At 48.4% G+C, this 11,952-nt stretch carries 12 protein-coding genes; 7 read left to right on the top strand and 5 right to left on the bottom strand.

Annotated features, from left to right (window positions below):
- The 5 genes from BZG80_RS15910 to BZG80_RS12270 form a co-directional block, all read left to right on the top strand.
- Nucleotides 1–256 (top strand): hypothetical protein (locus BZG80_RS15910; protein ID WP_158011552.1); only part of this gene is annotated, 256 nt, incomplete at its 5' end.
- A gap of 58 nt (nt 257–314) precedes the next feature.
- Nucleotides 315–896, top strand: a complete 582-nt coding sequence (locus BZG80_RS12285; protein ID WP_077679474.1) for a hypothetical protein — start codon at nt 315–317, stop codon at nt 894–896.
- Nucleotides 897–997: 101 nt separating this feature from the next.
- Entirely contained in the window at nt 998–1,444 is a 447-nt protein-coding gene (locus tag BZG80_RS12280) for a GNAT family N-acetyltransferase (RefSeq protein WP_077679473.1), read from the top strand.
- 176 nt (nt 1,445–1,620) lie between these two features.
- Nucleotides 1,621–1,836, top strand: coding sequence for a TIGR02450 family Trp-rich protein (locus BZG80_RS12275; RefSeq protein WP_025744820.1), 216 nt, complete (start codon nt 1,621–1,623; stop codon nt 1,834–1,836).
- 118 nt (nt 1,837–1,954) lie between these two features.
- Nucleotides 1,955–3,193: a DEAD/DEAH box helicase gene (locus BZG80_RS12270; RefSeq protein ID WP_077679472.1), complete on the top strand. Its 1,239-nt coding sequence runs from the start codon at nt 1,955–1,957 to the stop codon at nt 3,191–3,193.
- A gap of 15 nt (nt 3,194–3,208) precedes the next feature.
- On the opposite strand, the gene BZG80_RS12265 is transcribed toward BZG80_RS12270, so the two are convergent.
- Both BZG80_RS12265 and BZG80_RS12260 read right to left on the bottom strand, forming a co-directional pair.
- The gene (locus BZG80_RS12265) at nt 3,209–3,904 is read right to left on the bottom strand and encodes a VC0807 family protein (RefSeq protein WP_077679471.1); all 696 of its coding nucleotides are present in this window, start codon (nt 3,902–3,904) and stop codon (nt 3,209–3,211) included.
- A gap of 157 nt (nt 3,905–4,061) precedes the next feature.
- Nucleotides 4,062–5,036 carry a calcium/sodium antiporter gene (locus tag BZG80_RS12260; protein ID WP_077460939.1) on the bottom strand — a complete coding sequence of 325 codons (975 nt, stop codon included), beginning with the start codon at nt 5,034–5,036 and terminating at the stop codon, nt 4,062–4,064.
- Nucleotides 5,037–5,256: 220 nt separating this feature from the next.
- Here BZG80_RS12260 and acuI point away from each other — a divergent pair, with 220 nt between their 5' ends.
- On the top strand, nt 5,257–6,237 hold the full coding sequence (gene acuI / locus BZG80_RS12255) for an acrylyl-CoA reductase (NADPH) (RefSeq protein ID WP_077679470.1): 981 nt from the start codon (nt 5,257–5,259) through the stop codon (nt 6,235–6,237).
- Nucleotides 6,238–6,267: 30 nt separating this feature from the next.
- Here acuI and BZG80_RS12250 read toward each other — a convergent pair whose 3' ends face one another.
- From BZG80_RS12250 to BZG80_RS12240, 3 genes are all read right to left on the bottom strand, one after another.
- The gene (locus BZG80_RS12250; RefSeq protein ID WP_077679469.1) at nt 6,268–7,221 is read right to left on the bottom strand and encodes a LysR family transcriptional regulator; all 954 of its coding nucleotides are present in this window, start codon (nt 7,219–7,221) and stop codon (nt 6,268–6,270) included.
- A 201-nt stretch (nt 7,222–7,422) separates the two neighbouring features.
- Nucleotides 7,423–9,120 carry a glycoside hydrolase family 32 protein gene (locus tag BZG80_RS12245; protein ID WP_077679468.1) on the bottom strand — a complete coding sequence of 566 codons (1,698 nt, stop codon included), beginning with the start codon at nt 9,118–9,120 and terminating at the stop codon, nt 7,423–7,425.
- A gap of 101 nt (nt 9,121–9,221) precedes the next feature.
- Complete coding sequence (locus BZG80_RS12240; protein ID WP_077460941.1) at nt 9,222–10,214, bottom strand: LacI family DNA-binding transcriptional regulator; 993 nt, start codon at nt 10,212–10,214, stop codon at nt 9,222–9,224.
- Nucleotides 10,215–10,498: 284 nt separating this feature from the next.
- Between BZG80_RS12240 and BZG80_RS12235 the strand changes: the two genes are divergently transcribed.
- Complete coding sequence (locus BZG80_RS12235; protein ID WP_021023418.1) at nt 10,499–11,932, top strand: sucrose-specific PTS transporter subunit IIBC; 1,434 nt, start codon at nt 10,499–10,501, stop codon at nt 11,930–11,932.
- Nucleotides 11,933–11,952 lie beyond the last annotated feature (20 nt).

The raw sequence follows: 11,952 nt of genomic DNA, 5'->3' as shown, positions 1-11,952 counted from the left end.
CTTCAGAACAAGGATTGTTGATTTTACGATTGATGATATACATGGCGGAAGAGATAAAGTAATTAGGGTTTCCAATCGAAATACACAAAGTATTTTAGATCGGTTATTTAAAAAGCTTGGAAAGGAACACTCATCACAAAGTTTCCTTTATTCTTCTATTAAAAAGTTATCTGGTTCAATTTTTGATCTAGATTTTACTATTCATACAGAGCGTGAAGAGTTCAAGTTTAATGAGCGTGGCGTGTGGAAAAACTAACAAGCGCCTGCAATCTGCCTCTGGCAGTTGAGGCGGGCGTTAACTGCCCGGAGGTAAAGTGGGTATTCAAAGGCAAGAGACATTGATCCATTGGAACTTTTTCTTATCCATTGAAGAGGATCTAGATAGGCTTGGACGTTTTGTGGATTTCTCTGCGAACGATGACGCATTCTCAATTGAGATTGCTAGACTATTTTTGGCTGCGAGTGCGGAGGTCGATGTTGTTCTCAAACAACTATGCAAGGCGTTGAATCCTGACAGTGAGGCAAGCTCAATTAATGCTTATCAAGCTGAGTTACTGACTGTATTGCCTAACTTCCAGGAATTTGAAGTGATTCTTCCAAGGTATGGGCTGACTTTGAAGCCTTGGATAGACTGGGGGAATAATCATCCTCCCTTTTGGTGGCAAGATCACAACAAAGTAAAGCATCACCGCCATGAGCATTTCGATAAAGCAAATCTAAAAAATTGCCTGAACTCTATCGCGGCTCTCTATGTATCGGTGCTGCATCTTTATCAGCAGCAAGCCTCAGAAGGTGAGCTATTGCAGCTCCCTAGGTTATTCAATGTTGCCGATAGGCACTTCGGCGGCACTGAAATGGGGCGCTATGGACATTCGTTCAAATATAATTTGCTGTAGCAGTTAACAAGGCCAGGCACAGCGACGGCTTTTTCGTTGTGGCTTCGCCTTCACTACAAAGCCGCGCGTGCTGGCGGCGTTATGAACTACAGGGATAAACAGTGTATTCCATTGAAAAAGCGTCTTTAAATCACATCGAAAGGCTAGTAGAAATTCAAATATCTGCTTTTTCGAATGATCGTAAAGTATGTGGTGCTGGTCCACCGGGTTTCGATAGTACTGAGTACCAAATAGTATGCCTTGAAAGCTACTTTTACTTTGTGATTAAACGTTCGAAAGAAGTAGTAGGTGGTTTTTACTTTTCAGTTGATGAAGAGCGCTTGAATCTTATTCGGCTTTTTGTTGAACCAAGCTATCAGCGTCAAGGACTGGGTAAAATGGTTCTTGATTACCTAGTAAGGCAGGTTTCACATGGTATGTATATTGAGCTAGAAACTCCGACTTTTAACACAGACGCTCATAGGTTTTACGAAAGGAATGGCTTTCACAAGGCTGAAAAGGTTGACTACAAGTCTGGGAGTTCCTTTTTGTATAGGATGCTGGTCTAATCAATCACGTTCATAATAATATAATTAGGAATCCGCTGGACTTGGTCTGTTCCCACGCAGGAGCGTGGAGTTGTACCCGTGAGAGGCCGCACCAACCCCAACCACTGAACCAAACCGAACCACGTTCGTACTGGGTATCGTTATTTTTAACCGAATCAATATCTAACGGGGTGAGCGTGAATCAAATCAATCCAGCCAAGTTACGTAATAGCAAGTGGACGGCGGTCAAACCCATCCATCGCGAGAAGCACTTTTTGGTCTCCGACGTCGAGTATGATGAAGACGGTGTGGTGGTGTTATGCGTGCTCGAGTCGGTGCTATCGAAAAAAGAGTATCCGATTGACTGGCGTGAGCTCAAAAATGATGAGAAGTGGCGTCAAGGGTGGAAATGAATAAACGCGGTGTGAGTATCTAAAATAGGCGAGGTTATCGAGCAGAGTGTGGTACAGTCCGCGCCCTGTTTTCACGCATCTTTGTGATGTTGGCTGCCGCTAAATAAAGGTCTCGTTCATGCCGTTTTCTGCTCTCTCCTTGTGTTCTACATTGCTTCACGCACTGCCCACCGCGTTTAAAAAACCAACGGCCATTCAAGCGTTGGCGATCCCAGAGCTGTTAGCCGGTCATGATGTATTGGCATTGGCAAACACCGGTAGCGGCAAAACGCTTGCCTACGGTTTGCCTTTGCTGGAAGCGTTAAACGCAAACCCTCAGCATCAAGCGCTGATTTTAGTGCCAACGCGTGAGCTGGCGATGCAGGTCAGTGACGCGATCAACCAAGTGGGTAGCGCCTTAGATCTCAGTGCCATTTGCTTGTGTGGCGGTGTTGATAAAGCGGCGCAACAACAAGCACTGGCGGACAATCCCAACATTTTTGTGGCGACGACAGGGCGCTTGGTAGATTTAGCCAATAATGGTTTGGATTTGAGCACGGTACATTATCTTATTTTGGATGAAGCGGATCGTTTGCTCGATATGGGGTTTTGGCCGGATGTGCAAAATATTGCGATGCAAACTGCACGTAAACGCCAAACTGCGATGTTTTCAGCGACGTTTTCCGATGCGCTCAAGCAAAAAGCCAACCAGCTAATGGTTGCGCCAAAACAGCTCGCCGCGCATCAAGAAAACAGCACCAATCAAGAGGTCACTGAAACATTTTACTTGGTCAACAAAGGTAGCAAAGCGAAAGCCTTGATTGAATGCATCAAGCAGCATGCTTGGCCGCAGGTGTTGGTGTTTGTGGGAGCGAAAGAAAATGCCGATGGCTTGGCGAAAAAGCTCAACAAAGCGGGCATCTCGGCCAGTGCACTTCATGGCAATAAAGTTCAAACCGAGCGAGAGCAAGCCCTGGCGCAATTCAAATCTGGCCAAATCAACGTGTTGATCGCCACCGATCTATTAGCGCGTGGCATTCACATTGAACACTTACCGGTGGTGATTAATGTTGAATTGCCCATGCACGCCGAGACCTATATTCACCGCGTGGGGCGCACTGCTCGTGCTGGTGAACAAGGTGTGGCTATGTCTTTGGTGTGTCATGGCGAAATGGACGCACTGAACGCCATTCGTCAACTCACGCAAAGAGCATTGCCGGTGCAAGAGCTGGACGGTTTTCCGGTGACAGACAAACCATCGATAGGGGAAAGCAAACGCGCTCCTCGCGACAAGAAAGCCAACCGACGCACGAATGCGAAAAAGAGCATTAAGCAGTTTCAAACAAAGCCGAAACGCCCAGCGCCGGGGGCAAAGTAAGGCGTGTCAGGGTTGTTATTTGAGGTGGAAGATTTGCTCTGTTTCTAGCGATGTCATCGCGCGTACCTGACGCCAAATGTAATAGAAAATACCGAACATCATCAACATGCTAGGGATAGCAATCATCGGATAACTGTATAGCGTCATCTTACCCAGCTCTTCATTAAAGGCGGGCGTTCCCGCAGGGCTGGTCACGATCCAAGTCGCCAGGAAGTAATTCATCGCTGATGAAAACGCAAAGGTGCTGGCGAATAGATAGTTAGACCGCATCAGACAACGTTCAAAGGCTGAGGATTGACCATTCTCTTTTAAACGCTGATTAATCAACGAGAGGTTGAGCACGGTGTCATTCAATATTAACTTTTGCATCAGTGGGTAGCGGGTAAAGGTTGAGCCCAATACGGTTAAACCGATGAGGCCCGGGATCAGCGCCTCTTTTAAGGCTAACCAACGCGTATCTAGCTCCAACAAGCCAATACCGCCTGTCAGTAACACGCTGATAAAGCCAAGTGCAGCGATAAAATTGAATTTCTGGTTGCGGACCAGATCCATCCCGCCGTATATGAGAGGAAACGCCAAAGCGACGACCAATGCCGTGGCTGTGCCTAGGTATTCATCTCCGCTCAACTTCATCAGGATGATCGAGGGGATAAAAACGTTGAACAGGATTTCAAACAGGGGACTCGGCTTCTTCGCCGTCGTGTTACTCATAGTATTTTACTGACTCTACGCGACATGAGCTGCCATTGTACTGTGCCACGTAGTGTTCATCTAGTCGCGATTGATGTAAAGCGTTACAGCGCCTTGTTGTGTAACTATGTGTGAAATCAGCAGGTGCTTGGCTCTTAATCGCTTTCACTTTTAAGCATTAAGCGGAGTGCGTCGCATAAACCAGCATGCTGGTGTAACCCACATAGCAGGCGAGCAGTAATACCCCTTCCGCGCGGTTAATTTCGCGTGTCTTGCCAAAGCGAACAGAGACCAAAATCAGCAATACGGTCACAGCCAGCATCACCATCCAATCTCGCCAGAAGACTTCTCTACCAATCTCGTTAATGGGCTCGATAAGGCCGGCGATACCAATCACGGCCAGCGCATTGAACATGTTCGAGCCGACCACGTTGCCCACGGCGATATCGTGTTCGCCTTTGCGGGCAGCGATGATAGACGCTGCCAATTCAGGGAGGGAAGTGCCGAGGGCGACGATGGTTAGGCCAACAATCAAATCACTCACGCCAAGTTGTTGCGCGATTTCAACCGCGCCCCATACCAAAATCCGCGAGCTAATAATCAGCAGCACTAGGCCAATCACCAGCCATATCAACGCCTGTTTTCTAGAAAGTGGTTGATTGGTTAGCTCGGCATTCACCTCCTGCGCGAGCGGATCGTCATTGGTTTGCATAGCATGCTTGATGGACCATCCAACCAGCAGTAAAAATCCACCGATTAAGATCAAGGCTTCGGTAAAGCTAATGGCATAATTCCATAGCATGGCGCCAACCGCCAAAGTGACGACGAGAAGAATCGGTAATTCTTTACGGACAATGGTGGAATGCACCGCAATCGGGGCGATCAGCGTGGTGACCCCGAGAATTAAGGTGATATTGACGATGTTAGAGCCTATCGCATTGCCCAGCGCTAACGCCGGGTTGCCATCCATCGCGGCCATCGCCGAAACCACCATTTCTGGCGCGGATGTGCCAAACCCGACCACCAACATGCCGATTAATAAAGGAGGCACGTTGGCGTACTGAGCACTCGCAGCCGCGCCGTCGACAAATCTGTCGGCACTCCATACCAACAACGCAAATCCAGCGATAATCGCAAGTGTTGCTAGCAGCATAGGTTCCCCTTCATTAATACGAGAAAATGAATATCGGTAGATAGTGACGTCGTGATAGTAGCCTATTGAGAGGAAGCTTCAACAGAAATTTAGGCTGATCGTAAAGTAAACGTATTATGACTTAAGCGCATAGACATCATGATAAAGTTTCATTTAGATCATGGGCAAGTCAGCGCTAGACTGGGAGTCATTAACCATTGGTATCGTCTAGGAGACTGATATGTTTGAAGCCCTCGTCCTCAAGCAAGAAAACAAGCAAACTATTTCACATATCGAGCAACTCGATGAGTCACAACTTCCTAACGGAGAGGTGCTTGTTGCTGTTGATTACTCGTCGCTCAATTATAAAGACGGCTTAGCGATTACTGGTAAAGGCAAGATCATCCGGCACTTTCCGATGGTACCGGGCGTTGATCTTGTTGGACGGGTACTGGCGTCTGACGACGTTCGCTACCAAGCGGGCGATGCTGTGGTACTCACGGGTTGGGGCGTTGGCGAAAACCACTGGGGAGGGATGGCGCAGAAAGCAAGGCTAAAGGCAGATTGGCTTGTTCCTCTTTGCGAGAAGCTAACTCCAAAACAATCCATGATGGTGGGTACTGCCGGATTAACCGCCATGCTCTGTGTTCAAGCTTTGCGTGATGCGGGCGTCCAGCCTGGTAATGGCCCTGTTCTCGTGACCGGCGCCAGTGGTGGTGTCGGCTCGGTCGCTGTGACCTTATTAGCGCAATTAGGCTTCGAAGTTGCAGCGGTGACAGGTCGCGTGGAACAAAATGAGTCGTTACTGAAAACACTGGGTGCCAGTCAAATCATTGAGCGTAGTTCTATGGAAGAGCCGCCTCGACCGTTAGAAAAACAATGCTGGGCCGGCGCTATTGATACCGTGGGTAGCCAGGTTTTAGCGAAAGTCCTCAGCCAAATGAATTACGGTGGCACAGTGGCTGCCTGTGGATTAGCGGGTGGCTTTGATCTGCCAACCACTGTCATGCCATTTATTCTACGAAATGTGTGCTTGCAAGGAATTGATTCCGTTAGCTGCCCGCGTGAAAAACGTATTGCTGCGTGGGAGCAACTCGCGTCGCTATTACCGGCGAGTTACTTTGAGCAAGCGTGCAATGAAATTACCCTAAACGAAACGCCTGATTTTGCCGAGAAAATTATTAATGGCCAAGTATCTGGCCGTACTGTCATCAAGCTTTAATCAAGCGCGTTAAAAAAGAGGTAAGGTCCACTAGGGCCTTACCTCGTCCAATTTAATGTCTTTAACACGTTTAGCAATCAGTTTCCCACACTCTTCTTTGAGGATACCTCGCAACCACTCCTGTGCGGGTGAATGTTCACAGCGTGGGTGCCAAATCATCGAGTAATCGAACGGTGTAAAATGAAAGGGGAGTGATTTCACCACCAGATCGTAACGATCGGACACCAAGAAGGCTAAGTCGGCCGGTACTGTGATAATGAGTGGTACGGTGTCGATAATCGCTAAGGCGGCCTCTAAATGATACGCCCTAAGTACCATTCTTCGTGCGGGTTTATCCTCTAATGCGCTTTCAATTAGCGCTTTTACACCATCACTGATTGCGATCATCGCATGAGGAAATTGCAGATAGTCATCCAGCGTCATACGCTGATCGGCAAGTGGATGCTGTTTTGATAAAAGGCATAGCACACCTACTCGCCCGAGTGTTTCATGCTGTAACAAGGCCTCGGGATGACTAGGCCGACATATCGCGAGATCTGCCCGGCCATAGGTGAGTTGCTCTTTTAGTCGTTCATTTTGAAGCGGCAAAAACTCAAATGCGATATTCGGGGCTTCTTGATAGAGACGTGGAAGCGCAAATGGCAAGATGGTTTGCATCGCATAATCGGTTGTTGCAATCGTAAACGTCTGCTCGCAACACATAGGATTAAAATCAAGTGGTGATAACAACTGCTGAAAAGATGCGAGTGGTTGATCCAGTGCACGATTTACGGATAGGGCTTTTTCTGTTGGGATAAGATGTTGCCCTTGGCGGGTAAACAAGGGATCTGCGAGTAACTCTCGTAATCGCCCTAATACGCGGCTCATTGCGGATTGGCTTACGTTTAAACGCGCCGCTGCTCGGCTTACGCTGAGCTCTTCAATTAAAATACGCAACGCGACGAGCAAATTTAAATCTCGACGATAAATTTCTTCTATTTCCATATCATGCTTAGCTGAACAATCAGTTGTAACAGTGTAACCAATACAACAAAAAACATCCCTGTCGATATTGCGTTGGATTAATTGAAATTGCTAAATCAGCTTTTACTTGGAACATATTCGTTGATCGTGACAAGCGCCTCTTCAACCAAGTCGCCTAACCTGTTTAGTTAGGGGGTTCATTTTCTATTTTCTCTTATCGATTTAACCCACACTCGCCTTCTTTAACGCATACCAATCAATCTCCTTTGGTAGGGGGACATCGTGATGATCGCGTGTCACAGCAAGAAAGGTCGCGTCGGTAGCGCTGAAATAACGACTAGTCATTGTCCATTGGCCATTACTGATAAAAAACTCTAATGAGCTGGTATCGGCGAGGACTTGTAGCGGTAACTCTTCCAACTGCTCAGGCAAGTGAATACAGCGACGGGTGTCTCCTTCCGTGGCGAGGCTTGTACTTCTATCAAGCGTTAGGGTGCGATTGTTGCCGTCAATGGTGAGGGCACAACCAGACGGCTCCGTCGATGTCGCATGAGAAGCAATGCCACTGCGACTGTGAAAATACAGAGTGTATTGTCCGCTTTTTGGAATGGGTAGACTGGTACTGAGCTCAAATTGCTTGGTGCCCAAATCCACGGAGGTCGCGTCGCTCTCGGTGCGAATCACTAAAAGTTGCTGAGGACCTCTGAGGCGTTGCAGTGCGGTCGCTGGACGCTGATAAATTTGCCCATTTTCCCAGCGTAACTCACGTGGACAGGTTAACTGATGCAACCAGCCCGCACTTTGACTGGGTTGATCCACCTCGTCTGGGAGACCCATCCAAGCTATTAGCATGCGCTTATTGTCAGGGGTCTGAGCTGTCTGTGGCGCATAAAAATCAAACCCATGATCCAGTATCTGCCAGTCATCAAGTTTGATGCCGTCTGCTTCTAGTGTGGCTTTGGCGTAACCATTATGGTGAGGCACGTGGTGATCGGGCGTTGGCGCTGTGCTGCCTTGTGGGCAGAGGATACACAGCCATTGGTCGTTTAATGGGAACAGATCGGGACATTCCCACATATAGCCATGGTCGCCGAAGCTGTCGCCACTCAATCCGTCGTAGCGCCAATGCAGGCCATCAATGGAGGAATACTGCGCCAGGCGACCTATTTTGTCTTCACGCTGTGCGCCAAGTAACATCCGGTAGTGTTCGCCATCATAAATGACTTTGGGATCGCGAATATGTTCGGTGACGCCAGCAGGTGGGGCATCAATCACTGGCCCAAGCTTTTCAAAGTGAATGCCATCGGTTGACCGAGCCACACACTGGGTGGTTTGGCGTAGGCGCTCAGGGCCAATACGGGTGTTGCCGGTGTAATAAAGCCATAAGGCGTCGTTTATTACCATGGCGTGACCCGAAAACACCCCGTGACTGTCATACCAATCGCTGGGGGTAAGACCAAGGGGCGCGCTGCGCCATTGCACCCCATCAGGGCTGATTAAATGCACCCAAAATTTGTCTTTGTGCTCGCAGGCAAAAGGATACCACTGATAGAAAAGGTGATAGTGCCCTTGAAAATAGATAAAACCATTGGGGTCATTGAGCAGCCCTTGGGGTGGACTGATATGCCAAGTTGGACGATGGAAGTCTGTCTTGCTGATTGAAGCGTAGCAGGGCGCGGCTTGTTCACGCAGGTTGTAATCGATAAGGCGTCCCAGAGCCGTCAGTGTGTTCTGATTCACGGGGTGAGCAAGTGTGATTTGGCGCAGCGAATGGTCAATCGTATTGATTGAAAGGGCTTCTTGGTTTACGCGCTCAAGCTCAATGAGCTCAATGATTATTTTGTCTTGATGACGCAATACGCGGCGCAGATTATCTGCGCCACCGCACGCATCAACCAAGCTTGCTGGGGTTATTTCCATCTATCCGTACCAATGCTATTTTCGGGAACGTTCCAAAAATAGCGAATAAGAGGGTAAGAGTGCAAGTGGAATTTACCTCTTCTGCTTAACATATCGCCTTTTTAGGGGCAGGTGTCACGGCTAACGTAGTTAAATCCCATCACTAATTTAGAGACATGGCTTTGTCCCGTTTCCAGTAATTCAAGCAACATTTTTGCGCCGCTTTCACCTGCCGCATCAAAGGCATAGTTAAAGGTGGATAGGCTCGGTGATACTACGTGTGCAAGCTCATCATCACCCACACCAATCAGTTTCACAGTGTGACCCGGTGTGATCCCATGTGTTTGTAGGGCTTGGATGGCACCAATAGCAATACGGTCGGTGGCGCAAAAAACGCCGTCTGTCTCTGGATATTGATCGAGCATAGCGGTCATCGCGACATGGCCAGATTGAATCGAGAATTGCCCTTGATAATGGAATAAAGGTTCGGTTTGACTGAGTGTGGTCAACGCATTCTCAAGTCCTTGATAGCGCTGCTGATCAACCGCGATGTCTGCGGCTTGCACACCTAGGAATCCGATACGTTGACAACCGGCTTTAATCAGTTGCTCGCCGGCGCAAAAGCCAACCCGGTAATCATCATGAATCACGCTGGGGATGCTGTAAGGAGAGCCATCTTGACCAATCACCACGACTGGTGCACTCGAGCGCTTAATTGCTTGGACCAAGGCGGGGTTGAGTGTCGATGCAAACAGTAGGATCCCTTCTACGCGTTTTTGGTTGAATAAATCGAGATAATGACAAATACGCTGATCGTCCTGGCGAGTGTTAGCCAAAAGCACTTGTTTCCCTTTTTGATCAAACACATGACTCAGGCCATCGACACTGGCTGACATGGCGTGGGATGACACTCGTGGGACAATGACACCGATAAGGTTAGTTTTATTGGATTTTAAATCCTTAGCGATTTGGTTAACGACATAGCCGCATTGCTCGATGGCGCGGTTCACTTTTTCAATGGTCGCTGGTTTCACGCCATATTCTTGGTTAATTACGCGTGACACGGTTGATTTGGAAACACCCGCCAAACGGGCGACATCATTCAAGCTAGCCATGAGTTCTCCTTTGCTTAGCGCATCATCATCGGTGCATTTAGTGCTCCTTTGCAAACAAACCTATCCAAACTCCCTTTTTTTAGTGATAAATATCACATTTATGGCAGGGGGTGAACCATGATTTACTGATCGGTATCACAGCCATAATCCCTGATACTTGATGGATTAAAGGATTCAGCTCATTATTTTCGGGATCGTTCCCGAAAGTGTGGAACGTGTGACGGCCACATTAGAAAAAATAGCGACGGTGGCAAAGACAGTGAGAGCGTGCAGGGGAAGTAGCCATGAACTACCAAAAAATAGCACAACAACTACTCGATAAACTGGGTGGAAAAGAAAATATCGCAGCGGCGGCACATTGTGCCACGCGGCTAAGACTCGCACTTCATGATGATAGCCTCGCGGATTTAAGCGCGATTGAATCAATTGAAGGTGTGAAAGGGCAGTTCCAAGTCAGTGGTCAGTTACAGATCATTTTCGGCTCGGGCATTGTCAATAATGTTTATGCTGAGTTCAGCAAATTGACGGGTCAGTCAGATATGTCGTCGAAAGACGTCGCTGCCGCCGGTGCCGAGAAACAAAATTGGCTACAACGTGCGGTAAAAGGGCTGTCAGACATTTTTGTTCCCATTATTCCAGCCATTGTCGCCGGTGGTCTGTTGATGGGGATTTTCAACATCCTCACCGCGCCAGGTTTGATTATCGATGGCAAGTCCTTGATTGAGGCCTACCCACAAATGGGTGATCTGGCCAGTATGATCAATACGTTCGCTAATGCGCCATTTGTGTTCTTACCTGTACTGCTTGCGTTTTCTGCGAGTAAAAAGTTTGGTGCTAACCCCTTTTTGGGGGCCGCGTTAGGCATGTTAATGGTTCACCCAGACTTGCTTAATGGCTGGGGCTTTGGTGGTGCGGCAGTGTCTGGAGATATCCCGGTGTGGGAAATCTTTGGCTTTGAGATCGAAAAAGTCGGTTATCAAGGGTCGGTGCTGCCGGTGCTGGTTGCAACCTATATTCTCGCACAAGTGGAGCAAGGGTTACGTCGCATTATTCCCTCAGTGTTGGATAACTTGCTGACCCCCTTGCTGGCGATTTTTATTACCGGACTGATCACCTTTACCTTGGTAGGCCCGTTTACACGAGAGCTCGGCTTTTTGCTCGGCGATGGTCTGAACTGGGTCTATGAATCCGCAGGGATGATTGGCGGTGCTTTGTTTGGCTTTGTGTATGCACCTTTTGTGATCACCGGGATGCACCACAGCTTTATCGCGATTGAAACTCAATTATTGGCCGATATTGCAGTCACTGGCGGTACCTTTATTTTCCCTATCGCGGCGATGTCGAATGTGGCGCAAGGTGCAGCCTGTTTAGCGTTTGGGCTAAAAACCGTGGACGTCAAAGCGAAAGGGATTGCGATGCCTGCAGGGGTGACAGCACTGCTCGGGATCACTGAGCCTGCGATGTTTGGTATTAACCTTAAATACCGTTATCCGTTTATTGGTGCGCTTGCAGGTGCGACCTGTGCGGGGGCTTTTGTCACCTTCTTTAAAGTGAAAGCACAAGCGTTGGGCGCAGCGGGTCTACCAGGGATCATCTCCATTCGCCCTGACGGTGTGGTGCCTTATATCATTGGTATGGCGATTGCCTTTGTTGTTGCGTTTTCCGTAACTTATGTATTGGGCGCCCGTAAAAAATACGCACAAGCTGCGGCGGCGTAATCGAGTCTTGAACGAGGAGC

Source organism: Salinivibrio sp. MA440 (assembly GCF_001996265.1).
Taxonomy (GTDB): domain Bacteria; phylum Pseudomonadota; class Gammaproteobacteria; order Enterobacterales; family Vibrionaceae; genus Salinivibrio; species Salinivibrio costicola.
Note: the sequence above shows the minus strand (reverse complement) of the source record. Positions and strands in the feature narration are given on the sequence as shown.

Coding starts and splice junctions, on each gene's coding strand:
- BZG80_RS12235 (WP_021023418.1), top strand. CDS start 10,499: ATGAACTACCAAAAAATAGCACAACAACTACTCGATAAACTGGGTGGA.
- BZG80_RS12265 (WP_077679471.1), bottom strand. CDS start 3,904: ATGAGTAACACGACGGCGAAGAAGCCGAGTCCCCTGTTTGAAATCCTG.
- BZG80_RS12270 (WP_077679472.1), top strand. CDS start 1,955: ATGCCGTTTTCTGCTCTCTCCTTGTGTTCTACATTGCTTCACGCACTG.
- BZG80_RS12250 (WP_077679469.1), bottom strand. CDS start 7,221: ATGGAAATAGAAGAAATTTATCGTCGAGATTTAAATTTGCTCGTCGCG.
- BZG80_RS12245 (WP_077679468.1), bottom strand. CDS start 9,120: ATGGAAATAACCCCAGCAAGCTTGGTTGATGCGTGCGGTGGCGCAGAT.
- BZG80_RS12240 (WP_077460941.1), bottom strand. CDS start 10,214: ATGGCTAGCTTGAATGATGTCGCCCGTTTGGCGGGTGTTTCCAAATCA.
- acuI (WP_077679470.1), top strand. CDS start 5,257: ATGTTTGAAGCCCTCGTCCTCAAGCAAGAAAACAAGCAAACTATTTCA.
- BZG80_RS12260 (WP_077460939.1), bottom strand. CDS start 5,036: ATGCTGCTAGCAACACTTGCGATTATCGCTGGATTTGCGTTGTTGGTA.